Below are 24,263 nucleotides of genomic sequence, written 5' to 3' on the forward strand. Positions count from 1 at the left end.
ATAATGAGTACTCCACGTCTTCGTAAACTTGCCTTGCTGACCACTGGCGCCATTCTCGGCGGGGCTTTGAGCATCAGCATCCAGGCCTTTGCCGACAAGAGCAGCAGCCAGATCCTGCCACTGGACGAGCTGCGCACCTTTGCCGAGGTATTCGGTCGCATCAAGCAGGACTATGTCGAGCCGGTTGAAGACAAGAAACTGATCAACGAAGCGATCAAGGGCATGTTGTCCGGCCTTGATCCGCATTCCGACTACTACGATCCGGCCGAATTCAAGGAATTCCGCGAAGGCACCCAAGGCGAATTTGGCGGCTTGGGTATCGAGATCGGTGCCGAAGATGGCTTGGTGAAAGTGGTATCGCCAATCGAAGACACACCAGCGCAGAAAGCCGGCATCAAGAGCGGCGATCTGATCGTCAAGATTGACGACACACCGGTGCGCGGCCTGTCGCTCAACGATGCCGTCAAGAAAATGCGCGGCAAGCCAGGCACCAAGGTGACGCTGACTATCGCGCGCAAGAATGAATCCAAACCACTGGTATTCAGCCTGACCCGCGCCATCATCAAGACCCGCAGCGTGAAATCTCGCATGCTGGAGCCAGGCTTTGGTTATGTCCGCGTGGCACAGTTCCAGGAACACACCACCGAGAACTTTGCCCAGGCGCTGAGCCAGCTTTACAAGGACAACAAGGAGCCGCTGAAGGGCCTGGTGCTGGATCTGCGTGATGACCCGGGCGGCGTGCTGCATGGTGCTGTCGGCGTGTCAGCCGCCTTCCTGCCGCAGGACGCGCTGGTGGTTTATACCGAAGGTCGCGCGACCGATTCCGGCATGAAGCTGTACGCCAATGCGCGTGACTACCAGCGCAGCAAGGGCCCGAACTACTACGCCAATGTACCGGGCGAAATCAAGAATGTGCCGCTGGTAGTGCTGGTCAATGCCGGCTCGGCCTCCGCCTCGGAAATCGTGGCCGGCGCGCTGCAGGATCACAAGCGCGCCGTGATTGTCGGCACGCAAACCTTCGGCAAGGGCTCGGTGCAGTCGGTGCTGCCGCTGTCGAATAGTGGCGGCATCAAGCTGACCACCGCGCGCTATTTCACGCCGAAGGGCCGCTCCATCCAGGCCAAGGGTATCGAGCCGGATATCGTGGTAGAAGAAGGTAACGAGGCCTTTGCCCCGCTGCGCATCCGCGAGGCTGATCTGGAACGCCATCTGGCCAACCCGGCCGAAGCCGACAGCAAAAAACCCGCTGCCACACCAGCAGGCAAGCCGGCCAATGGCAACGAGCCGAAAGCCGACAAGGCAGCCAAGACCAGCGACAACAATGTCGATCAGCAGCTGAACCAGGCGCTGAACATCCTGAAGGTTCAGCAGGTCCTGCTGAAGAAGTAAGCGCAGTTTGCCGGAGACTGGCGGCCCAGCCGTCTCCGGCGTCTGCCTCTGTCGCGCGCCTTCAGTCGCTGTGCGTCGATTCGCGCACGATAGTCATATTTTCCCGCTAGATTACAGACCGTACACCACCCTCACCCGTGCAGGCACACGCCATGTTGCATCCCGAATTCGTTCTCGCCTTTCGCGAGGCAGCCCCGTATATCAATGCCTTCCGCGGCAAGACTTTTGTCGTGGCCATCAATGGTGAATGCCTGGCGCAAGGCAATCTGTATGGCCTCGCCCAGGATCTGAACCTGCTGGTCAGCCTCGGCGTGCGCATCGTGCTGGTACACGGCGCGCGCCCGCAGATTGATGAACAGCTGAAGTTACGCGGCATAGAACGACGATTCCATCAGGGCCGCCGCGTCACCGATATGGCAACGTTGGCCGCAGTCAAGGCGGCGGTCGGCGGGCTGCGCCATGATCTCGAAGCTTTCCTGTCCATGGGCATGCCCAATTCACCGATGCATGGCGCGCACCTGCGCATCGCCGGTGGCAACTTCGTGACTGCCCAGCCACTGGGCGTGCTCGATGGCGTCGATATGGAATACAGCGGCAAGGTGCGCAAGATCGACACCGAGGCCATCAATCTGCGCCTGCAACGTGGCGAGCTGGTGCTGAGCTCGCTGATCGGCTACTCGCCGACCGGCGAAGCCTTCAATATGACCATGGAGGAAGTCGCCTGCCAGATGGCGGTCGAGTTGAAGGCCGAAAAGCTGATCTTCATGGTGCAGAGTCATGGCCTGATCGACAGTGACGGCACGCTGCACAGCGCTCTGTCAGCCGACCAGGCGGACGAGATTCTGGCGGCCGGCATCGATAACGAAGAATGCCGCCTGAGCCTGCCGTATGCGATTCGCGCCACCCGCGAAGGCGTCGCCCGCTCGCATCTTGTCAGCCATGACGAGGATGGTGCCTTGCTGGTCGAGTTGTTTACCGACTACGGCACCGGCACCATGATCGCGCGCGATTCGCTGGTGAAGATCCGCGAAGCCAGCATCGATGATGTCGGCGACATTCTCGCGCTGATACGTCCGCTGCAGGAACAAGGCGTGCTGATCAAGCGCAGTCGTGAACACCTGGAAATGCAGATCAAGGACTACATCGTGCTCGAGCACGACGACCGCATCGCCGCCTGCATCGCCATGCTGCCCTTCCCTGATGACAAGATGGCCGAGCTGGCCTGCCTTGCCGTCAGCAATGAACGGCGCAAATCGGGCTATGGCGATCTGCTGGTGAAATATGTCGAACAGCGGGCAAGGCTGTATGGTTTCCGCTCGCTGTTCCTGCTGACTACCCAGACTGCGCACTGGTTTGCCGAGCGCGGCTTTGTTGCGGCCAACGTTGACGACTTGCCGGCCTCCCGCCGCGAGTTGTACAACCACAATCGCCGCTCGAAAGTGCTGGTCAAACCCTTGTGATTGCAAGGTTGGCCACAAGCTGTCATCAATGTGACACAATTGGCTTTTATTGTTTCGTCTCTTAGCAAGGAATCAACAACATGGCACGTATGGTCAACTGCGTTAAGCTCGGTCGCGAAGCCGAAGGCATGGACTTTCCCCCTCTGCCAGGCGCACTGGGCCAGCGCATCCTGGAAAACGTTTCCAAGGAAGCATGGCAAGGCTGGCTGAAGTATCAGACCATGCTGATCAATGAAAACCGCCTGAGTCTGGCCGACGCCCGCGCGCGCCAATACCTGGCCGCCCAGATGGAAGCTTACTTCTTCGGTCAGGGCGCCGATCAGATCGCCGGTTTCACCCCGCAGTAATCGCAAGCCAGCCCTCCTCGCGAGGGCTTTTTTCTCCCCAGGCAACATATCATCAGCATAAAAATGACTCCAAACGACAACCTGCTCAATCGAGAACTCGGCCTGATCGAATTCAACCGTCGCGTCATGGCCCAGGCCGAAGAAGAACATCTGCCCCTGCTGGAGCGGCTGAAATTCCTGTGCATTGTGTCGTCCAATATGGACGAGTTTGCTGAGGTACGCGTTGCCTGGCTGAAAGATGCCGCGCATACCACCCCGGATCGCATCCTGCCCGACGGCAACAAGCCGGCCGAAACGCTTGCTCACCTCGCACAGGCCGCCCAGAGTCTGGTGCAGGAACAATACCGCCTGCTGCGCGATGAAATCTTCCCGGCCTTGCGCGCCGAAGGCATCATTTTCTGGCGCCGTAACGAATGGGATGCCGCCCAGCGCGAATGGGTCCGCGAGTATTTCTTCCGCGAGCTGATGCCCATCCTGACGCCGATCGGGCTGGATCCGTCCCACCCCTTCCCCAAGCTGCTGAACAAGTCGCTGAACTTCATCATCGAGCTGGAAGGGGCCGACGCCTTCGGTCGCGAATCCGGCATTGCCATCATGCAGGCACCGCGCATCCTGCCGCGGGTGATCAAGCTGCCGCCGGAACTCGCCGATGGCAACCCGAATACCTTTGTCTTCCTGTCGTCCATCATTCACGCCCATATTCACGAGCTGTTCCCCGGCATGCTGGTCAAGGGCTGCTACCAGTTCCGCGTGACCCGCGACAGCGAAGTCAGCGTGGATGATGACGATGTGAAAAACCTGCGCACCGCGCTGCAGGGCGAATTGCGCCAGCGCCAGTTTGGCGATGCCGTGCGTCTGGAGATTGCCGATACCTGCCCCGCGCATATGGAAGCCTTCCTGCTGCATACCTTCAATCTGCAGTCACAAGACGTGTACCGCGTTGATGGCCCGGTGAATCTGGTACGGCTGATGCAGGTACCGGATCAGGTCGATCGCCCGGATCTCAAGTTCAAACCGTTTACCGCGACCTTGCCGGCACCGCTGGCCAAGAAGGCTTCGCTGTTCGAGGCCATCCGCAAGCAGGACATCCTGTTGCACCACCCCTTCCAGTCCTTCCAGCCGGTCATCGATATGCTGGTCAATGCCGCCATCGATCCTGATGTGGTGGCGATCAAAATGACGGTTTACCGCACCGGCACCGACTCGGTGCTGATGGAATCGCTGATTGCCGCCGCCCGTGCCGGCAAACAGGTGACGGTGGTGGTCGAGCTGATGGCACGCTTTGATGAAGAAGCCAATATCGGCTGGGCATCGCGTCTCGAAGACGCCGGTGCCCACGTGGTGTATGGCGTATTCGGCTACAAGGTACACGCCAAGATGCTGCTGGTGGTGCGTCGTGAAGACGGCAAGCTCAAGCGTTATGCCCACCTCGGCACCGGTAACTACCATCCGCGCACCGCGCGGCTGTATACCGACTTTGGCCTGCTGACCTGCAATGAAGAGATCGTCAGCGACGTCAATGATCTGTTCGTGCAGATTACCGGCCTTGGCCGCGCCGGCACCATGAAGCATCTGTATCAGTCGCCGTTTACCCTGCACAGCATGATCATCAGCGCGATTGACCGCGAGATCTCGCATGCGCAAGCCGGCAAGCCGGCGCAGATCATCGCCAAGATGAATGCGCTGCTGGAACCACAAGTCATCCAGGCGCTGTATCGCGCGAGCCAGGCCGGGGTGAAGATCAACCTGATCGTGCGCGGCGTCTGCGCGCTGCGCCCCGGCGTTGAAGGCTTGTCGGAAAACATCACCGTGCGCTCTATCGTTGGCCGCTTCCTCGAGCACACCCGCGTGTTCTACTTCCTGAATGACAAGGCTGAAGACCTGTTCATTGCCAGCGCTGACTGGATGGGCCGCAACTTCTTCCGCCGCATCGAGACTTGCGTACCGATTCTGGATCCGAAACTGAAACGCCGCATCATGAAAGAAGGCCTGCGCATTTATCTGGACGACAATGCCAATGCCTGGGAGATGCAGTCTGACGGCAGCTATCGCCGTCGCCTCGCTCGTGGCAAAGGGCGCTGCGCTCAGGAAACACTGCTGCAGGAATACACTTCCTGAGCATTGTCAGGCTGAACAGGGCGGCGCTGCGGAACTTATCGGCAGCGCCGTTTTCTTTTCTGCATTACCTTTTTTAGGAGTCCCCATGGACTGGCATGTACTTTGGTATGTCCTGTCCGGCCTGCTGATCCTGATCGGCCTTGCCGGCACCATCTATCCCGCCCTGCCCGGCCTTGGCATCCTCGCAGCCGGCATTCTGCTCGCCGCCTGGGCTGGCGACTTTGCCTATGTCAGTTTCTGGCCGCTGCTGACCATCTGTATCGTCGGCGCAGCCGGCATGATCATCGAAAGCGTGGCCGGCCTGCTTGGTGCCAAGAAAAGCGGTGCCAGCCGCGAGGCGCTGTGGGGCTCGTTTATCGGCGGCCTCGTCGGCATGTTTCTCGGCCTGATCGGTGCCATCATCGGCCCTATCATCGGCGCGATTGCCGGTGAACTCAAAGCCCGTCGCGATCTGCCGCAAGCCGGCAAGGTCGGCGTTGCCACCTTCATCGGCTTTCTCGCCGGCACCGTCGCCAAGATTGCCTGCGCCTTTGCCATGCTGGCTGTTTTTGCCGCCGCCCTGATCATCTGAACCCTTGCGGCCAACGTTGGCCGCACAGCCAGGCCCGCCACTGCTAAAATTGGCGGGTCTGCTTTTTTCCAACGGAAACCACAACACCATGGCTCAATATGTGATGTCCATGCTCCGCGTGAGCAAGATCGTCCCGCCCAAGCGCCAGATCATCAAGGACATTTCGCTGTCCTTCTTCCCGGGTGCCAAAATCGGCCTGCTGGGTCTGAACGGTGCCGGTAAATCTACCGTGCTGAAAATCATGGCCGGCGTCGAGAAAGAATACGACGGCGAAGTCCAGTGGCAGCCGAATCTGAAAATCGGCTATCTGCCGCAGGAACCCCAGCTCGACCCGGAAAAAACCGTGCGCGAGGAAGTCGAAAGCGGCATGGGCGACGTGATGGGCGCACAAAAACGCCTGGAAGAAGTCTACGCGGCCTACGCTGATCCCGATGCCGACTTTGACGCATTGGCCGAAGAACAGGCCAAGCTCGAAGCCATCATCTCGGCCGGTGCCGGTGACAACATCCAGCTGCAGCTGGAGTTGGCCGCAGATGCACTGCGCCTGCCACCGTGGGATGCCAAGATCGCCCCGCTGTCCGGTGGTGAAAAACGCCGCGTCGCCCTGTGCAAACTGCTGCTGTCGCAGCCTGACATGCTGCTCTTGGACGAACCGACCAACCACCTGGACGCCGAATCGGTCGAGTGGCTGGAACAGTTCCTGTGCCGCTTCCCTGGCACCGTGGTCGCGGTTACCCACGATCGTTACTTCCTCGACAATGCTGCCGAATGGATTCTGGAACTCGACCGTGGCGAAGGCATTCCATGGAAAGGCAACTACTCCGGCTGGCTGGAACAGAAAGAAGCCCGCCTGACCCAGGAAGCCAAGTCCGAAGCTGCGCGCGCCAAGGCGATGAAGCAGGAACTGGAATGGGTACGCCAGAACCCGAAAGGCCGTCAGGCCAAGTCCAAGGCACGTATTGCGCGCTTTGAAGAGCTGTCCAGCTTCGAAACACAGAAACGCAACGAAACCCAGGAAATCTTCATTCCAGTGGCCGAGCGTCTGGGTAATGAAGTCATCGAATTCGAGAACGTGTCCAAAGGCTTTGGCGATCGTCTGCTGATCGACAACCTGAGCTTCAAGGCTCCGCCAGGTGCCATCGTCGGCATCATCGGCCCGAACGGCGCCGGTAAGTCGACCCTGTTCAAGATGATTGCCGGCAAGGAACAGCCGGATAGCGGTAACGTGAAGATCGGCCAGACCGTGCAGATGGCTTTTGTCGAGCAGCACCGCGACAGCCTGGAAGCGGACAAGACCGTATTCGAAGATGTGGCCGCCGGTGCCGACATTCTGACCGTCGGCAAGTTCGAAATGTCCAGCCGCGCTTATCTGGGCCGCTTCAACTTCAAGGGCGGTGACCAGCAGAAGAAAGTCGGCATGCTGTCCGGCGGCGAACGCGGCCGTCTGCATCTGGCCAAGACCTTGCTGCAGGGCGGCAACGTGCTGCTGCTTGACGAACCATCCAACGACCTTGACGTGGAAACCCTGCGTGCACTGGAAGACGCGCTGCTGGAATACGCCGGTACCGTGTTCGTGATCTCTCACGACCGCTGGTTCCTCGACCGTATCGCCACCCACATTCTGGCGGCGGAAGGTGATTCGCAGTGGACCTTCTTTGACGGCAACTATCAAGAGTACGAAGCCGACAAGAAGAAGCGTCTGGGCGAAGAAGGTGCCAAGCCTAAGCGCATTCGCTACAAGCCGATTACCCGCTAAGTTTCTGGCAGGGAAAAGCAAAAGCCGGGCAATCATTTGCCCGGCTTTTTCACGCCTACGAAATGTGCAGACAAAAAAAAGGGCACGGCCCACCACCGTACCCTAAACACACACATCAAGAGGAAAAAACTGCGTCCTACATCATGGATCGCTAGCGATCGCTTGCTGCAAAATTCAGTACCGCCATTGTAGTCGCTCGAATACATGGCACCTTGACCGAAATCAATAGATACATCCATGTCATTTTGCAATGCAAAAAAGCCCCGCCAGGCGGGGCTTTTTTTAACAAGCAGCAAGCAATCAGGCAGCCGGGCCGGTCTTGCGACGGCTAACTGCAGCACTTGCTACTTTGGCAGAGTTTTCGGCCGCTTCAACACTGGCTTCAGCAAAGTCAGCGCCAGCCTTCTTTACAGTCTTGGCAGCCGTTTCGAACGCAGCATTGCTGCTGTTCACCAGATTCTTCAGGGTCTGCACGGCAGCATCGGAACCAGCCGGTGCGTTCTTGGCCAGACGATCGATCGCATCCAGTACCGACTTGTTGGTCTCGGCAACCTGCTCTTCAACGAAAGCAGTCAGTTCGGTCTGGGTAGCCACGGTCGCATCATAAACTTCACGTGCTGCAGACAGTGCCTTGTCGATGCTAGGCTGCGCCAGGCTGGTTTGCAGTTCGGCGAAAGCCTTAGGATCTTTGGCTGCAGCGATCTGCTTCAGGGTCTGGGCATTTTCAGCCAGCAATTTGCGGGACATTTCCAGTTGCAGACTGGCCAGACGCTCGGCGCTGGACAACAGGATACCGGACAGGCGAACGGCTTTGTCGAACTGCGACTGACCGAATGCGGAAAACTCTTGTGCAGTAGTAAACATGATTAATCCTCTTCGTAACATAAAAATCAGCAGCAATTAGCGCGTAAGCCTTCACTCGACGTTGCCGCGGATGCAACACTTGTCATTATATTGTGCACTGCACAATAGTCAATTCTATATTGTCTTGCCGCAGCGGTAAGTCGCTATTTTTGCAACACTAATCTGCCCAATGAGCGTAACGATCAATCATGTCATTCAGATTAATCCTGTACGACAGCCAAGCTACAAAATCACGCGGCTACTGTGACATCCACAAGCTGACGTTCCTTGCTGCTTGCAAGTTATCCCGGATTGAAAGCCAAAAGACAAAGCGATACACTTCCTCAATAAAATAAATCTATCCGGTGATAAAGATACCAAATGAGCCAAGCGGCCAACCTTTTTGACATCAAATCCGCCAGTCTGGATTTGTTGAGCATCCTGCTACGCACCACCAGTCTGGAACAACTGACACCGGCTTTCAGTCAGCGACTTCGCCACACCGAACCGGAAGCCTACATTCTGGACATTGACGCGCTACCGGAAAGCGAACTCGAAGGCCTTGCCCAGGTTTGTCATTTGTTGCGCAAGCACCAGGTGCATCTGGTCGGTATTAGACACAAAGACCCGGCTTTCGCAGCGGTAGCCGCCAAACTGGGCTTGCCTTATCTCGGTGGCGCCAGCCGTAACACCGCGCGCGCGGAAGAGGCCGTTGTCAGCCGCCAAGCCGAGCCGGCTCCGCAACCTCAAGCACCACAAAACACCATGATCATCGACAGGCCGGTTCGTGCCGGCCAGCAGATTTACGCCAGAGGCGCTGATCTGGTGGTGCTGGAAATGGTCAGTGCCGGTGCCGAGCTGATTGCCGACGGCAGCATTCATGTCTACGCCCCGCTACGTGGCCGAGCCTTGGCAGGTGCGCGCGGCAATACCTCCGCCCGTATCTTCGTGCAAAGCATGGAGGCAGAGCTGGTCTCCATCGCAGGCGTCTACCGGACCATCGAACAAGATTTGCCTGACAGCATCCGCCACAAGCCAACCCAGATCTATCTGGAGCAAGAGCGTGTGGTGATGGTGTCGCTGAACAAATAACCCCGGATTCATAAGGATTTCATCGTGGCAAAAATCATCGTAGTTACCTCCGGCAAAGGTGGTGTTGGCAAAACCACCACCAGTGCCAGTTTTGCGTCCGGCTTGGCCCTGCGTGGCCACAAGACTGCCGTGATCGACTTTGATGTTGGTCTGCGCAATCTCGACCTGATCATGGGTTGCGAACGCCGCGTCGTATATGACCTGATCAATGTGATCAATGGTGAGGCCAGCCTCAACCAGACCCTGATCAAGGACAAGAACTGCGACAACCTCTATGTGATGCCCGCTTCACAAACCCGCGACAAGGACTCCCTGACTCGCGAAGGCGTTGAGAAGGTGCTGAACGAGATGGCTGGCATGGGCTTTGAATACATTGTCTGCGACTCGCCAGCCGGCATCGAAAAAGGTGCACTGATGGCTCTGTACTTTGCCGATGAAGCTATCGTCGTCACCAATCCGGAAGTCTCCTCGGTGCGTGACTCGGACCGCATTCTGGGCATCCTCGCCTCCAAGTCCCGCCGCGCCGAAGAAGGTCGCGAACCGGTCAAGGAGCATCTGCTGATTACCCGTTACTCGCCGGCACGTGCCGACAAGGGCGAGATGCTGACCGTGGATGACGTCAAGGAAATCCTGCGGATCAGCCTGATTGGCGTGATTCCCGAGTCTCAAGCCATCCTGCAGGCCTCGAATGCCGGTACTCCCGCCATTCACCTGAAGGGAACGGATGCATCGGAAGCCTACTCTGATGTGGTATCCCGTTTCCTCGGCGAAGATAAACCCATGCGTTTCCTGGAAGCAGAGAAAGTTGGTTTCCTCAAGCGCCTGTTTGGAGGCTAAGCAATGTCCCTGATCGATATGATTTTTGGCAAACGCCAAAAAAGTGCCTCGATTGCGCGTGAACGGCTGCAAATCATTCTGGCTCACGAGCGCGGCGGTAAAACCGGTACGCCAGACTACCTGCCCGCCCTGCAACGCGAACTGATGGAAGTGATTTCCAAGTACGTCGCTGTCAACCAGGACGATATCAAGGTCCATCTTGAGCGTCAGGACAATTTCGAAGTACTGGAAGTCAACATCGTGCTGCCGGAGCACCAGCGCTGACATCATGACCCTGACCGAATTACGCTATATCGTCGCCGTCGCCCGCGAGAAGCACTTTGGCCGGGCGGCGCAACGCTGCTTCGTCAGTCAACCTACGCTCTCGATTGCCATCAAGAAACTGGAAGACGAACTGGGTGTGACGCTATTTGAGCGTGGCAGTCAGGAAGTTTCGGTTACCGAGATTGGCGAACGCATCATCGAACAGTCACAACGTGTGCTGGAAGAAGCCGATGCCGTCAAACGACTGGCTGGTGAACATCAGAATGAATTGTCAGGCCCGCTGAAACTGGGGGTGATCTTCACCATCAGCCCCTATCTGCTGCCCAAGCTGATTCCAGCCCTGCGTATTCTGGCGCCGGACATGCCGCTGATTCTCGAGGAAAACTATACGGCACGCCTGGCAGAGATGCTCAAGCGTGGCGAAGTTGATGCGATTATCGTGGCTGACCCGTTTGACGAGCCAGGCACCGTCGCACTACCGCTTTATGATGAGGAGTTTGTCGTTGCGCTTCCCAAAGGTCATCAATGGGAGCGCCGCACAGAAATTGCCTCACACGAGCTGGCCAGCGAGAGTGTCCTGCTGCTAAGTCAGGGCAATTGCTTCCGCGATCATGTCTTGCAGGCTTGCAGTGAGATTGCCAGCAAGAGCAGCCACAATAGCGGCCCGCTGGGTGCCAGCGTGCAAGGCAGTTCGCTGAATACCATTCGTCACATGGTGGCCAGTGGCATGGGTATAACCGTTTTGCCGCAAACCTCGGTTTCGGAAGCTGATGCCGGACTATTGGCTATCGTGCCATTCACGGCCCCTGCCCCATCACGCAGGGTCTTGCTCGTTACACGCAAGCAATTCTTCCGCAGAAAAGCGGTGGAAACGCTGCAACAGGCGGTTTTCAGCTCGGGCCTTGAGCATGTCGCCATGCTTGACCAGCAAGCCTGAGGCAGATAGCAGGCAATAAAAAAGGTTGGCCGCATGCGGCCAACCTTTTTTGTATCCGGCACGATTACAGTGTCAGACCACCGGTCACTTCGATTGCCGCGCCATTGATATAGCTGGCTTCGTCCGATGCCAGGAAGGCGTAGACGTTGGCGATTTCTTCCGGCTGCGCCATGCGACGCATCGGCACCTTGTCTTCCATCGCCTGGATGACTTTCTCTGGCATGGCCTTCAGGATAGGCGTTGCCACAAAACCCGGGCAGACAGCATTGGCACGAATGCCTTTTTTGCCAAGCTCCTTGGCCCAGGTCTTCACAAAACCGATCACACCGAACTTGGTAGCGGCATAGTTGGTCTGGCCAAAGTTACCGTAAACACCCACTACGGAAGAAGCATTCAGGATTACGCCAGAACCTTGCTCAACCATGGTATCGACCACGGCACGGGCACAGTTGTAAACCCCCTTCAGGTTGATGTCGACGACCTTGTCAAACTGGTCTTCGGTCATTTTCATCAGCTGGGCATCCATCACGATGCCGGCATTGTTGACCAGTACATCGATGCGACCAAAGCGCGTCTTCAGGTCACCAACCATATCGGCGATCTGTGCCTTGTTGGTAACATCGACCTGATAGCCCACTGCCTCGCCGCCAGCAGCCTGCAACTCTGCGACAACTGCATTCACAGTCTCGAGATTGAGGTCACAAACCGCAACAATCGCCCCTTCTTTGACAAACTTCTCTGCTGTAGCTTTACCGATACCACTGGCACCACCAGTAATGATGGAGACTTTACCTTTCAAGCGCATGATATTTCCTTCTGCGAGGTTGCGGACAACCCAATGATTAGACTGGACATCCCCCATCGGTCACGGGATTAGCGTCCCTGTTCTTTTTATTCGGGCGAAGCACAATATCTGCAATGCACAATCTGCTGATGCAATGCACAACACCTTGCGCTGCAATATAGCGCATGGCTGCCGCAAAGGTAAAGCAATGACTCTAGCCTCTGACGTTAACGGCAACTGCTGTGGCAAAAAAAAACAGGCAGCCTAGGCTGCCTGTTTTTTTCGGAAGGTCGACTTACTCGAGACCCTTGCTCGCCAGGTAATCTTCGTAATTACCGGTGTAGTAGTCAAAGCCACCGTTGCCGTCCAGTTCGATCACGTGCGTCGCCAGAGAGCTGACAAACTGACGGTCATGAGAAACAAAGATCAGGGTGCCTTTGTATTTCTCCAGCGCCATATTCAAGGCTTCGATCGACTCCATATCCATATGGTTGGTCGGCTCGTCCATGATCATCACGTTCGGCTTCTGCAGGATCAGCTTGCCGTACAGCATGCGGCCCTTTTCGCCACCGGACAAAACACGCACGGCTTTATCGACATCATTGCTGCCAAACAGCAAGCGCCCCAGCGTACCGCGAATCACCTGCTCGTCATCACCTTCCTGACCCCACTCGCGCATCCACTCGGTCAAGGTCATGTCGGAGTCAAAATCGGCTTCGTGATCCTGGGCAAAATAACCGATCTGCGCCTTTTCCGCCCACTTGATCGCACCGCTGTCTGCGGTAATACCTTCCGCCATAGAGGTCTCGAATGCGCCAGCCAGCAGCTTGACCAGCGTAGACTTACCGGCACCGTTAGGACCAATAATTGCCAGACGCGCACCGGCTTCGAGAATAAAGCTCAGATCTTTCAGCAATACCTTCTTCTCGTAAGCCTTGTTCAAGCCAGCCACTTCGACCGCCTGACGATGCAGCTTGAACTTGTCATCCATTTCAAAGCGGATGAACGGGCTCTGACGGCTGGATGGCTTCACCTCGACCATCTCGGACTTCAGCTTGTCCACCTGCTTCAGACGGGAAGTCGCCTGACGGGCTTTCGACTTATTGGCAGAGAAGCGGGCTGCAAATTCCTGCAGTTCCTGGATGCGCTCTTTGGCCTTGCTGTTGGACGACAATTGACGCTCACGGGCCTGCGCGGACGCAATCATGTAGTCATCGTAACTACCCGGGTAGATACGGATGGTGTTGTAGTCCAGATCAGCCATGTGGGTGCAGACCGAGTTCAGGAAATGTCGGTCGTGCGAAATGATGATCATGGTGGAGTTGCGCTCGTTCAGCACATGCTCCAGCCAGCGAATGGTGTTGATGTCCAGGTTGTTGGTCGGTTCGTCCAGCAACAGGATGTCCGGGTTGGAGAACAGCGCCTGCGCCAGCAACACTCGCAGCTTCCAGCCTGGCGCCACTTCGCTCATCGGGCCGAAATGCTGATCGACAGGAATACCCACGCCCATCAACAGCTCGCCTGCACGCGACTCAGCCGTATAGCCGTCGTATTCTGCAAACTTGGCCTCCAGGTCGGCCGCACGCATGTAGTCGTCTTCAGTCGCTTCGAGATTGGCATAAATCGCATCGCGCTCGCTCATGGCGGCCCACATCTCGACATGACCTTGCAACACTACATCAATGACACGCTGGTCTTCGTAAGCAAACTGATCCTGGCGCAGCTTACCCAGGCGCAAACCATTCTCGATCGCCACTTCGCCGCTGGACTGCTCCAGATCGCCACCGAGAATCTTCATGAAAGTCGATTTGCCGGAGCCGTTTGCACCGATCAAACCGTAACGGTTACCTTCCCCGAACTTGACGGAGACCTTCTCGAACAGCGGCTTGACGCCGAACTGCATGGTTATATTGCTTGTCGTAATCACTTGGTAATCCCCAAACCAGTCACAATCCGTACCGGAAAACCCGGCATTTTACCACAAAAGTCCATGTAATCAGCGCTTTGCCCAAGCAGCATCTTTGCTTGCCCTAGCCCACATGATTTCCGTTACAATCGTTGCCATCCATTTGACCCTTAAACAAGAATAGGCAGATCTTATGCTTACCGGTAGCCTCGTAGCGCTCGTCACTCCGATGTTCGAGGACGGCCAGGTCGATTTCGAATCCCTGAAGCGACTGGTGGATTTCCACATTGATAACGGTACTGATGGCATTGTCGCCGTAGGTACCACCGGTGAGTCCGCCACCCTTGATGTAGAAGAACACATTGCCGTGGTCAAGGCCGTTGCCGAGCACGCGGCAGGCCGCATCACTGTAGTCGCCGGCACCGGCGGCAACTCTACTGCCGAAGCAGTCGAGTTGGCCGCGCTGGCCAAAACTGCAGGCGCCAGCCACTCCCTGTCGGTTGTTCCTTACTACAACAAACCAACCCAGGAAGGCATCTACCAGCATTACCGCAAGATTGCGGAAAGCGTAGACCTGCCAGTCATCCTTTATAACGTGCCAGGTCGCACCGTTGCCGACATGAGCAACGATACCGTGCTGCGCCTGAGCGAAATCGACAATATCGTCGGCCTGAAAGATGCAACCGGTGACATTGGCAGAGCATGCGACCTGTTCAAGCGCGCTCCGGCTCAATTTGGTCTTTATTCTGGTGACGACCCGACTGGCATGGCTTTCATGCTGTGCGGTGGCCATGGTGTTATCTCCGTTACATCAAATGTTGCGCCACTCCTGATGAGTCAGATGTGTAAAGCCGCACTGAGCGGCAACATCGCCTTGGCTCGCGAACTGAATGACAAACTGCAGGGCTTGCACAAACATCTGTTTATCGAGCCGAATCCGGTGCCGGCAAAATGGGCACTGACTCGCCTGGGTCTGATGCCAAGCGGTATTCGCCTGCCACTGATCGCACTGAGTGAGGCCAACCACGGCATCGTCGAGGCCGCCATGAAGCAAGCCGAGGTACTCTAAATCGTGAAAGCCCCGTTCAACAAAACCGTGCTGCTGGGTCTGCTGACCGCCACATTCATTACCGGTTGCGCAACCGGCAGCAAAGAACTGGTTGCGGCCAACTATCAGTCCGACACCAAACCAGCAGCCAAAAGCCTGGAAGTTCCGCCCGACCTGACCAATCCCAGTCAGCAAGATCGCTACCCGCTGCCGAATGCTGCAGCCGGCCTGAACAGCAAGGTTGCGGCCAACGCCGTGATCACTGCGGACCAGAAAGCCAGCGCCAAAATCGAGCGCGCAGGTAGCCAGCGCTGGATCCGAGTCGAGGGCAAGTCCCCAGCCGAGGTTTGGCCCTTACTGAAGGCCTTCTGGCAAGACAATGGCTTCGTCATCCAGAATGAAGAGCCAGATGCGGGCCTGATGGAAACAGACTGGGCAGAAAACCGCGCCAAGCTGGGTGCCGATCCCTTGCGCAATCTGCTGGAAAGCGTGGGCCTTGGCTCCGTGATGTCCACTCCAGAACGTGACCGCTTCCGCATTCGCCTGGAACAAAGCGGCACCGGCACTGACGTATTCTTCACCCACCGCGGCATGTACGAGATCTACACCAAGGAAGGGCGCGAAGAAACTCGCTGGCAGCCCCGTCCAGCCGATCCGGAGCTTGAGGCTACCTTCCTGGCACGCTTCCTGGTTCGACTCGGCATGGATCAAGCCACTGCAACCGAAAGCGCTCGCCAGAGCCTGAGCCAGCAAACCAAGGCCAATACCGTCAAGCTTGAGAATGGCAAGCTGGTTGTTGCTGACGACTTTGAACGCAGCTGGCGCCGTATTGGCCTCGCGCTTGAGCGCCAAGGCTTTGCCATCGTAGACAGAGATCGCACACTGGGCATTTACTATATCAGCCCGCTCAAGGATGAAAGCAGCAAGCCTGAAAGCGAAAGCAACGGCATACTGTCATCGCTGGCTTTCTGGAAAGACAAACCAGCCAGTACCGGCAAACTCCCGCAGGAGAGCATGCGCATCCAATTGCAGAGCGCAAACAATCTAACCAGCATTGATGTTCAATCCAGCAAGGGCCAAGCCTTAAGCCAAGCAGAAAAGAACAATATCTTGCAAAAACTGATTAGCGAGCTGCAATAAAAAATAAAGCCGACCACGAAATGGTTGGCTTTATTTTTATATAAAACTAACTACCAAACAAAAAGCCCACCGAAGCGGGCTTTTTGTTTCTACCGATCAGTAAATTACTGAGCAGCGGAAGCAGCAGGAGCGGAAGCGTCAGCTGCGGAAGCATCAACGGCCGGAGCGGAAGCTTCAACGATAGCCGGAGCGGAAGCTTCAACGGCAGGAGCGGAAGCTTCAACCGGAGCGGCTTCTTCTTTCTTGCCGCAAGCAGACAGAGCAACGGCCAGCAGAGCAGCAACGAGGAGCGACTGTTTCATTTGTAAATACCTTTGAAAGCAAGTGTTGAACAATTTGTCTGAAACACTACCTTCTCAAGTGAAATTTGTAAAATGAGGAAAGTAGTGCAGTACTAATCAGTTCGCAAATTGTAGCATGAAAAAATTTGCTGAAAAGAGGTAAAACCATAAAATATTGCGAGTGAGCGCGGACAGTCTTTCGCGTTGCAACAAAAAGACAGTGCTTGACTTTAATTAGAGCCAAAACAATATACGCATTTATTGACAAGCCCGCAAGCCGCCCGCGGTATTTTTTACTATTTACTTGGCGACATGCCACCAGCCTGCGTGATAACCCTCTAACAATAAAGGAATCATCGCGTCGGAAACCAGTCCAGCAGCCAGGTGACGTTCATTGGCAAGCTGTTGCCACTGCACGACATCTTGAGCAGACACCTCCAGCCGCTCTCCGTTGCAGTACAGCATTCCATCGGAATAAAGAATCAGGCTCTTCAAATCCAAAGCAACGCCGCATGCTCTCACCTGCTCCGCAAACTCCTCATCATCCAGCTCATCCTCACTCCCCTCATAGAAAACATGAGGCTTGGGCTCTGTCAGATAATGACCAAGGAAGTCGGCAACCAGCTTTTCGTCCCACTGAATCTTGTTGAGCATCCCGGCCACCTGCTTGACCATGTCCTGACCGATTCTTGCCGGCTCTTGCTGAGTAGCAAGATCAGGATCCGCATAACGCCCGTCAATACAGATTCTGTCCTGCATATAAACCAGAAACTCGGTAGCCAGCTCCTGGCTTGACGGCGCCCGAAAACCGATCGAATAAGTCATTCCCGGCTCAAGTGCCACGCCATAATGTGCGTACATCGGCGGCAGGTAAAGCATGTCACCATGCTCGAGGACAAACTCCTCTTCCACATCAAAATGCTTGAGCACCTTGATTGGCGCATCCTCAATGAAGTCTTCGTCTTTTTGCGAAGAAATCTGCCAGCGCTTGCTACCACCTACCTGCAGCAGGAATACGTCGTAAGAGTCAAAGTGCGGGCCAACAGTTCCACCCGGTGGCGCATAACTGATCATTAGATCATCCAGTCGCGCATATGGCATGAAATTGAATCGCCACAGGATATCGGCGATATGCGGCACATGATGGTTAACGTTCTGCACGAGTATGGTCCAATCCGACTCTGGCAGACGACGCAGACGGCCGGCCCGGAATGGACCGCGCTCCAGCGACCACTTGCCATTGCGGTATTCGATCAGTCTGGATTCAACGTCCTCGCTGCGCGACAGCTCGACGAGGCGATCAAAATCCATAGGCTCGCCCACATCACGCAAAGCACCCTTGATCAGTAAAGGCTTCTTGTGCCAGTAGTCGCGCAGAAAAGTTTCGGCGGACATCCCGCCCAGTAGTTCGACAGCGTTCATTTCCAGATTCTCAGTAAGACAAACTGCAATGGTTTACAATGCACGGTACGTGCTGGAGCCGATTATGGAGAAAATCTTCAGATAAGGCTTGATGCAGCACTAATACCTGTCGTTTCAATCCATTCAATACGGTAATTTTTCATGCCTATCGTTAAAAACTCGGTAGTGACCCTGCACTACGAAATGTTCGATGCCGACAACAACCTGCTGGACAAGACCGAAGAGCCTATTGCCTACCTGCATGGCGGCTACGATGGCATTTTCCCGCTGGTTGAAGAAGCCCTGCATGGCAAAGATGTTGGCGACAGCATCTCGGTTACCATGACCCCGGACGATGCTTTCGGCGATCCGGAAGAAGAACTGATCCGTGTCGAGCCGCTGGATGTTCTGCCGGACGAAGTTGAAGTCGGCATGATGTTCGAAGCTGATGATCCGGAAACCGGCGACATCATCCTGTTCCGCGTCACCGACGTTGCCGATGGCAAAGCTGTACTGGATGGCAATCATCCACTGGCTGGCCTGACCATCCGCTTCGAAGCCAAAGTTGCCGAAGTTCGCGCCGCTACTGCTGACGAAGTTGCCCATGGCCATGCCCATGGCGAGCACGGCCATCACCACTAAGCCGCGCTAGTCCTGATTGGCAGGTTTCGCGTTGCGAGTACCTGCCAATCCCAGCATCGCAATCATCGCCGCCACCGCAATACAAAACAGCACATACGCCTCATTCGGCACACCCGAGCGCAACTTCACCAGCAGCCATCCTGCCAGCACCACGGCAAAACCGACAGCCAGCCTTGCTTGCATTCTCGCAGCCAATGGCTGCCATTTCTTGCGATACACCATCAGGGCCAAGGACAAGCCGAGCGCCCCACCTGCCAGCACATCCAGCGGCCAGTGCACGCCAATGGCGACTCTCGACAGCAAGACCATCCACAACCATCCCGAAGCCAAATATCTTAAGTTTGGATAGTGCTTTGCCACTGCGGCCAACATCACTGCAGAAAAAATGGCATGGCCGGACGGAAAAGACTCGTTTACCGGCAAAACATCCAGCAGATTGACACTACCAGCTGGCAGGGCCAGAGGTGGGCGAAGCACATCAAACCAATCCTTCAGCAGCACACTGGCGAGAATGGCCAGCACGGCCAGCAAGATTTCCGCAACGCTACCACCCCGCCTCACTAGCGACAGACCAAGCAGCACTGCCACAGCAAAAATCGGCTCACCGGGAATACTCGCCAGTCGCCAGAAAACCCCGGGTAACACCTGCAATTCATGATGCAGCGTCAGAAAAATCGCCTGATTACTACCCGCCAGCCACAACAGCAACGCTGCAAACAACAAGAGCGGCAACATTAGCCTGCTCATGGCAAACGCCCCAGACTCACACGGTCATTCCCAGCCAGATCGACGATCGTTTCGACGGCAACAAAGCCTGCGGCCAACAATAATTCGCGACAAGCCGGCCCCTGATCATAGCCATGCTCCAGCATCAGCCAGCCCTGCGTTAACAGATGATTGGCAGCGCCGGCAATGATTTCACGCAGGCAAGCCAGGCCATCCGCCTCGTCGGTAAGTGCCATGCGAGGCTCGAAACGCACATCCCCCTCTCCCAGATGGTGATCCTGCGCCTCGATATACGGCGGATTGCTGACAATCAGCGCAAAACGGGCCGAGGCATCAGGCAAGGCCTGGTACCAGCTGCCCTGATGAAATTGCACCTGCGCCCCCAGCTTGGCCGCATTGCGTGCTGCCTGCGCCAGTGCCGCGCTGGACAAATCTACCGCATGTACCTGCCAGGCTGGGGCCTCCAGCGCCAGCGTGACAGCAATCGCACCACTGCCGGTGCCGAGATCTAGTACACGCAAGTGCTGCGAGCGATCCAGCCTTTGCAAGGCCTGCTCGATCAGATGTTCGGTTTCCGGCCGCGGAATCAGCACATCCGGACAGACCTCAAACACCCGGCCATAAAACTCGCGCTCACCCAGCAGATAGGCGATCGGCAGACCTGCAAGACGCTGCTGCGCTAGCGCAGCATAAACCTCCCACTGTGCTGGCGGCATCTCGTCATGGCTGGCGGACACCAGACCAGCATGACTCTTGCCGCTGACCTGACAAAGCAAAAGCCGCGCCTCCAGGCGCGGCAGCGAAAACTGCATGAGTGCTTGTTGATAGCTAGGCATGATCTATAGAAGAAACAGGCTGGCAAGGCCCAGGAAAATGAAAAAGCCGCCGGAGTCGGTACAGGCCGTGATCAGCACGCTGGAGCCTACGGCCGGATCCTTGCCGAATCGCTCCATCATGGTCGGAATCAGCACCCCCATACTGGCCGCCAGCATCAGGTTCAGCGTGGTTGCGGCCAACATCACCAGCCCCAACGAGAAGCTGCCATACAGCAGCCACGCCAGCACTGCGAGCGCCCCACCCCAAATCAGGCCATTGATAATGCTGACACCCAGTTCCTTGCGCCACAGACGCTGCATCTGGCCCGGCTGCAACTGGCCCATCGCCAGCGCGCGCACAATCATGGTAATGGTTTGATTACCCGAGTTCCCACCGATACCGGCCACGATCGGCATCAGGGCCGCCAGCGCCACCAGTTTTTCGATCGAGCCTTCAAATGCGCCAATTACCCGGCTGGCGATAAAGGCGGTACACAGATTGATGGCCAGCCAGGCCCAGCGGTTGCGTACCGAATCGATCACCGGGGCGAACAGGTCTTCCTCTTCCTTCAGACCGGCCAGATTCAGTACTTCGGTTTCGGACTCTTCACGAATCACGTCGACCATCTCGTCGACCGTCAGGCGGCCGATCAGCTTGCCCTGCTCGTCGATCACCGGCGCGGTTACCAGGTCATAACGCTCGAACGCCAGCGCCGCATCGGCAGCCTCTTCTTCAGGATGAAAGCTCACCACCTCGGTCGCCATCACTTCGGCAACTTCAGCCTCCGGGTCTGACACCAGCAGCTTGCGGATAGGCAGGACACCCTTGAGCACGTCATCCTCGTCGACCACGAAAATCTTGTCGGTATGGCTGGGCAGCTCGTCGAAGCGGCGCAGATAACGCAGCACCACCTCGCAACTGACATCCGGACGTACGCGCACCAGCTCGTAGTCCATCAGGGCACCGACCTGATCTTCCTGGTAAGACAGAGCCGACTGCAGCTGTTGCCGCTCTTCTTCGTCGAGGCTGCCCATGACTTCGTACACCACATGGCGTGGCAAGTCAGGGGCAAGGTCAGCCAGTTCGTCAGCGTCTAGCTGCTCGGCCGCGGCTACCAGCTCGTGCTGGTCCATCGCCTCGATCAGCGATTCGCGCACCGCATCGGAGACTTCCAGCAGGATATCGCCTTCATCCTCACTATCGACCAGATCCCACACCAGCAGGCGGTCGTCCAGCGGCAGTGCTTCAAGGATGTAGGCGATATCCGCCGGATGCAGCTGTTCGAGCTTGGTTTCCAGCTCGGCCAGATTCTGTTTGTGAACGAGAGACTCGACCAGGTCGTGGCGAGGCATTTCCTGGCGATGAACCAGGTCTTCAATCAACCGCTGACGCTCGATCAGGCGCTGTACCTGAGCGAGGTTATCTTGCAGACGATCGGTTGGCTGTTTTTTATCGATAACCGTCATGCATGGCTCCTGCCGCCTGGGCGGGAGCAAGCACCGGTCACAGGCGGGGTATTATTGTGCTGGCGCGCGGCCAGAAAAACGAATCAGAAAGGGGTAACTGGGTAAGTCCATACGTTTTTGCCCGTCTGACGGGCGATACGAAAAGAGAATGAAATTGTAGCATGGGCAGGCGAAGGCCAGCCAGTGGCTGGCCTTGTGAAACGGCTCAGGGCAGCTCGGCCATACCCATACGTCGCTGGATGATACGCGTCTTGCGTTGCAAGCCGGTTGCATTGCGGTTTTTATCGTAGAAACGCGGGTTGGGCACCATGGCGGCCAGCTTGGCAGCCTGGCCACGACCAAGGTTGGCCGCAGAAGTCCGGTAATAGTGTCGCGCTGCCGCTTCGGCCCCGAACACGCCATTGCCCCACTCGATCACGTTCAGGTAGATCTCGAAGATGCGGCGCTTGTCCATCACCGCCTCCAGCATCACGGTAATCACCGCTTCGTCTATCTTGCGCCACGGGGTTTTCTTGCTGGACAAGAACAGATTCTTGGCCAGCTGCTGACTGATGGTCGAGCCACCAGCCACGATACGCCCCTGTTTGAGATTCTTCTCGAACGCGGCCTCGATGCCATCCCAGTCAAAACCTTCGTGATCGGCAAACTTGGCATCCTCGGCTGCGATCACCGCACGCTTGAGATTGGCCGAAATCCGGTCGTAAGGCACCCAGCTATGCTTGAGCTCGGCATCAGGATTGTCTTCCTGCAACTTGGCCAGCTGGGTATCCATGAAGGCGCTGCTGTCAGGATTGGCATGCCGCCAGTAGACGATATGACCGAAGATCCACAAGTAGTACAAAAAAAGAGCGGTCAGAACGACCGCTCCGATACGCAGAAACCAGCGCATGCTCAGGCCAGTACCTCGCGCAGCATATTGGTAACCTTGCGCGTTGCCGGCTGCACACCGCGCCAGATGCGGAAGGATTCTGCCGCCTGCTCGACCAGCATGCCCAGACCATCAGCCAGCATCGCTGCCTGCTCGCTTTGTGCACGGCGCAGGAACGGTGTCAGGCCACGGCTGTAAACCATGTCATAGGCCAGCGCCTTGGGGGCAAAGATGCCAGCAGGGATCGGTGGCAACTCGCCGGACAGGCTGGTGGAGGTACCGTTGATCACGATATCAAACTGCTGACCTGCCAATGCATCGTAAGAAACGGCTGCAATCTCGCCCAGTTCGGCAAACTGCGTGGCCAGATCCTGCGCCTTGCTGACGGTGCGATTGGCAATCGTCATGCTGGCAGGCTGCTCGGCCATCAGGCTAGGCAATACGCCACGCACGGCACCACCGGCACCCAGCAGCAACACGCGCTTGCCGGCAATCGGTGCATCCATATTCTCGACAATATCGCGCACCAGACCGATGCCATCGGTGTTGTCACCGTAGATCTTGCCATCGCGGAAGCTCAGGGTGTTCACGGCTGCGGCCAACCTGGCGTTGTCGCTGACTTCATCCGCCAGCTTGAAGGCATCACCCTTGAACGGCAGGGTGACATTCAGCCCCTTGCCGCCTGCAGCGACAAAGCCTTTGACAACCTCATCAAACTTGTCGAGCTCGGCAAACAGCTTCTCGTATTGCAGCTGTTGCTGGCTGGCAGCAGCAAACTCGGCATGAATGAATGGCGATTGGCTGTGCGAAACCGGATTGCCGATGACGGCGTAACGATCAGTCATGATTCACTTCTTCCCAAACAGAAAATTGCGGACCTAGCAGGTTGCTGCCTCTATGGACGTCTGCACACTTTGCCTTCAGGCAGCGCAAACTGCAAGTCAGCCCTGAATCCACGGCAGGCCAGCCGCTTTCCAGCCGGTCAGATTGCCGCGATGCTGCGCCTCGTCACGGTCACCCTCAAAGCCTTCAAGAATGTTGTAGGCATGTGAATAACCCGCCGCTGCGGCCAACCTTGCAGCCTCGTCCGAACGCGCACCGGAGCGGCACAGAAACAAGACCGTCTTGTCACTGGCCACCTGTTGTTGCAGCTGCTGGACAAAAGCCTGATTCGGCACCATACCCGGGAAACTGCGCAACTCGATACGCAAGGCATCCGGCACCACGCCGACGAACTGCCACTCTGCCGCGCTGCGCACATCGACAATCACCACGTCCTCGCGCGCGCTCTTCAGCTGCCAGGCTTCGGCCGGGGTCAACAGACCGGCGTAGCTGATGCCCTGTTGTTCACCACGCTGCGCTGCTTGCTGCAAGATCAGTTCGTTTGCCATCTTCGTTTCCCGTCTGGTTTTGGATATCACCCTACCTTAATACAGCGTCTGACGGCTGTCATCAGCCCGAATCAAGCCCCAGCATGGTGCAAGACCAAGCAAAAGCACCAATTGAGTGCGCAAGCACCAAATATGGGCATACCAGACAGCAAATGCCACGTGCCTGTCATGGCAAATATG

General features: G+C 56.7%; 24 protein-coding genes. 13 read left to right on the forward strand and 11 right to left on the reverse strand.

The features are described 5' to 3' along the window. The first annotated feature begins 3 nt into the window (after window positions 1-3). The 6 genes from ACZ9W6_RS08405 to ettA all read left to right on the forward strand — a co-directional run bounded on the left by ACZ9W6_RS08405 (window position 4) and on the right by ettA (window position 7,641). A complete protein-coding gene (locus tag ACZ9W6_RS08405; RefSeq protein ID WP_465190649.1) occupies window positions 4-1,389 on the forward strand; it encodes a S41 family peptidase in 1,386 nt (461 codons plus the stop codon). A 152-nt stretch (window positions 1,390-1,541) separates the two neighbouring features. Further along, window positions 1,542-2,849, forward strand: a complete 1,308-nt coding sequence (gene argA, locus ACZ9W6_RS08410; RefSeq protein WP_465190650.1) for an amino-acid N-acetyltransferase — start codon at window positions 1,542-1,544, stop codon at window positions 2,847-2,849. Window positions 2,850-2,929: 80 nt separating this feature from the next. Then, window positions 2,930-3,196 (forward strand): oxidative damage protection protein, encoded by a 267-nt coding sequence (locus tag ACZ9W6_RS08415; RefSeq protein WP_465190651.1) that lies wholly within the window; start codon window positions 2,930-2,932, stop codon window positions 3,194-3,196. Between the two features lie 63 nt (window positions 3,197-3,259). Beyond that, a complete protein-coding gene (ppk1, locus tag ACZ9W6_RS08420; protein ID WP_465190652.1) occupies window positions 3,260-5,314 on the forward strand; it encodes a polyphosphate kinase 1 in 2,055 nt (684 codons plus the stop codon). Between the two features lie 85 nt (window positions 5,315-5,399). Then, window positions 5,400-5,885: a DUF456 domain-containing protein gene (locus ACZ9W6_RS08425; protein WP_465190653.1), complete on the forward strand. Its 486-nt coding sequence runs from the start codon at window positions 5,400-5,402 to the stop codon at window positions 5,883-5,885. 88 nt (window positions 5,886-5,973) lie between these two features. Then, window positions 5,974-7,641 (forward strand): energy-dependent translational throttle protein EttA, encoded by a 1,668-nt coding sequence (gene ettA, locus ACZ9W6_RS08430; protein WP_465190654.1) that lies wholly within the window; start codon window positions 5,974-5,976, stop codon window positions 7,639-7,641. 300 nt (window positions 7,642-7,941) lie between these two features. On the opposite strand, the gene phaP is transcribed toward ettA, so the two are convergent. Next, window positions 7,942-8,505, reverse strand: coding sequence for a TIGR01841 family phasin (phaP, locus tag ACZ9W6_RS08435; RefSeq protein WP_465190655.1), 564 nt, complete (start codon window positions 8,503-8,505; stop codon window positions 7,942-7,944). Window positions 8,506-8,865: 360 nt separating this feature from the next. Between phaP and minC the strand changes: the two genes are divergently transcribed. Genes minC through ACZ9W6_RS08455 form a run of 4 tightly spaced genes read left to right on the forward strand, consistent with a single transcriptional unit; the run spans window position 8,866 to window position 11,614 of the window. Beyond that, the gene (gene minC, locus ACZ9W6_RS08440; RefSeq protein WP_465190656.1) at window positions 8,866-9,576 is read left to right on the forward strand and encodes a septum site-determining protein MinC; all 711 of its coding nucleotides are present in this window, start codon (window positions 8,866-8,868) and stop codon (window positions 9,574-9,576) included. 24 nt (window positions 9,577-9,600) lie between these two features. Continuing rightward, window positions 9,601-10,413, forward strand: a complete 813-nt coding sequence (minD, locus tag ACZ9W6_RS08445; RefSeq protein ID WP_465190657.1) for a septum site-determining protein MinD — start codon at window positions 9,601-9,603, stop codon at window positions 10,411-10,413. Between the two features lie 3 nt (window positions 10,414-10,416). Then, window positions 10,417-10,677 (forward strand): cell division topological specificity factor MinE, encoded by a 261-nt coding sequence (minE, locus tag ACZ9W6_RS08450; protein ID WP_465190658.1) that lies wholly within the window; start codon window positions 10,417-10,419, stop codon window positions 10,675-10,677. Between the two features lie 4 nt (window positions 10,678-10,681). Continuing rightward, window positions 10,682-11,614, forward strand: coding sequence for a LysR substrate-binding domain-containing protein (locus tag ACZ9W6_RS08455; protein WP_465190659.1), 933 nt, complete (start codon window positions 10,682-10,684; stop codon window positions 11,612-11,614). A 64-nt stretch (window positions 11,615-11,678) separates the two neighbouring features. Here the strand turns inward: ACZ9W6_RS08455 and fabG are convergent, their stop codons facing one another. Together fabG and ACZ9W6_RS08465 are read right to left on the reverse strand one after the other, a co-directional pair. After that, window positions 11,679-12,419 carry a 3-oxoacyl-ACP reductase FabG gene (fabG, locus tag ACZ9W6_RS08460; RefSeq protein ID WP_465190660.1) on the reverse strand — a complete coding sequence of 247 codons (741 nt, stop codon included), beginning with the start codon at window positions 12,417-12,419 and terminating at the stop codon, window positions 11,679-11,681. 274 nt (window positions 12,420-12,693) lie between these two features. Beyond that, window positions 12,694-14,325, reverse strand: a complete 1,632-nt coding sequence (locus ACZ9W6_RS08465; protein ID WP_465190661.1) for an ABC-F family ATPase — start codon at window positions 14,323-14,325, stop codon at window positions 12,694-12,696. Between the two features lie 172 nt (window positions 14,326-14,497). Here ACZ9W6_RS08465 and dapA point away from each other — a divergent pair, with 172 nt between their 5' ends. Further along, window positions 14,498-15,373, forward strand: coding sequence for a 4-hydroxy-tetrahydrodipicolinate synthase (gene dapA / locus ACZ9W6_RS08470; RefSeq protein ID WP_465190662.1), 876 nt, complete (start codon window positions 14,498-14,500; stop codon window positions 15,371-15,373). 3 nt (window positions 15,374-15,376) lie between these two features. Beyond that, the gene (bamC, locus tag ACZ9W6_RS08475; protein ID WP_465190663.1) at window positions 15,377-16,492 is read left to right on the forward strand and encodes an outer membrane protein assembly factor BamC; all 1,116 of its coding nucleotides are present in this window, start codon (window positions 15,377-15,379) and stop codon (window positions 16,490-16,492) included. 104 nt (window positions 16,493-16,596) lie between these two features. Here bamC and ACZ9W6_RS08480 read toward each other — a convergent pair whose 3' ends face one another. Both ACZ9W6_RS08480 and ACZ9W6_RS08485 read right to left on the reverse strand, forming a co-directional pair. Beyond that, entirely contained in the window at window positions 16,597-16,794 is a 198-nt protein-coding gene (locus tag ACZ9W6_RS08480; RefSeq protein WP_465190664.1) for a hypothetical protein, read from the reverse strand. Window positions 16,795-17,073: 279 nt separating this feature from the next. Continuing rightward, on the reverse strand, window positions 17,074-18,195 hold the full coding sequence (locus ACZ9W6_RS08485) for a JmjC domain-containing protein (protein WP_465190665.1): 1,122 nt from the start codon (window positions 18,193-18,195) through the stop codon (window positions 17,074-17,076). 141 nt (window positions 18,196-18,336) lie between these two features. Between ACZ9W6_RS08485 and ACZ9W6_RS08490 the strand changes: the two genes are divergently transcribed. Beyond that, entirely contained in the window at window positions 18,337-18,816 is a 480-nt protein-coding gene (locus tag ACZ9W6_RS08490) for an FKBP-type peptidyl-prolyl cis-trans isomerase (protein ID WP_465190666.1), read from the forward strand. A 6-nt stretch (window positions 18,817-18,822) separates the two neighbouring features. On the opposite strand, the gene ACZ9W6_RS08495 is transcribed toward ACZ9W6_RS08490, so the two are convergent. The 6 genes from ACZ9W6_RS08495 to ACZ9W6_RS08520 all read right to left on the reverse strand — a co-directional run bounded on the left by ACZ9W6_RS08495 (window position 18,823) and on the right by ACZ9W6_RS08520 (window position 24,083). Then, window positions 18,823-19,563, reverse strand: coding sequence for a phosphatase PAP2 family protein (locus tag ACZ9W6_RS08495; RefSeq protein WP_465190667.1), 741 nt, complete (start codon window positions 19,561-19,563; stop codon window positions 18,823-18,825). Further along, a complete protein-coding gene (prmC, locus tag ACZ9W6_RS08500) occupies window positions 19,560-20,354 on the reverse strand; it encodes a peptide chain release factor N(5)-glutamine methyltransferase (RefSeq protein WP_465190668.1) in 795 nt (264 codons plus the stop codon). Before prmC ends, ACZ9W6_RS08495 begins: the two co-directional genes overlap by 4 nt. A gap of 27 nt (window positions 20,355-20,381) precedes the next feature. Continuing rightward, window positions 20,382-21,824, reverse strand: a complete 1,443-nt coding sequence (mgtE, locus tag ACZ9W6_RS08505) for a magnesium transporter (RefSeq protein ID WP_465190669.1) — start codon at window positions 21,822-21,824, stop codon at window positions 20,382-20,384. A gap of 205 nt (window positions 21,825-22,029) precedes the next feature. Next, window positions 22,030-22,713 (reverse strand): monofunctional biosynthetic peptidoglycan transglycosylase, encoded by a 684-nt coding sequence (gene mtgA / locus ACZ9W6_RS08510; protein ID WP_465190670.1) that lies wholly within the window; start codon window positions 22,711-22,713, stop codon window positions 22,030-22,032. A 2-nt stretch (window positions 22,714-22,715) separates the two neighbouring features. Beyond that, window positions 22,716-23,537 carry a shikimate dehydrogenase gene (gene aroE, locus ACZ9W6_RS08515; RefSeq protein WP_465190671.1) on the reverse strand — a complete coding sequence of 274 codons (822 nt, stop codon included), beginning with the start codon at window positions 23,535-23,537 and terminating at the stop codon, window positions 22,716-22,718. A 96-nt stretch (window positions 23,538-23,633) separates the two neighbouring features. Continuing rightward, on the reverse strand, window positions 23,634-24,083 hold the full coding sequence (locus ACZ9W6_RS08520) for a rhodanese-like domain-containing protein (RefSeq protein WP_465190672.1): 450 nt from the start codon (window positions 24,081-24,083) through the stop codon (window positions 23,634-23,636). Window positions 24,084-24,263 lie beyond the last annotated feature (180 nt).

The organism is Vogesella lacus (assembly GCF_979366295.1).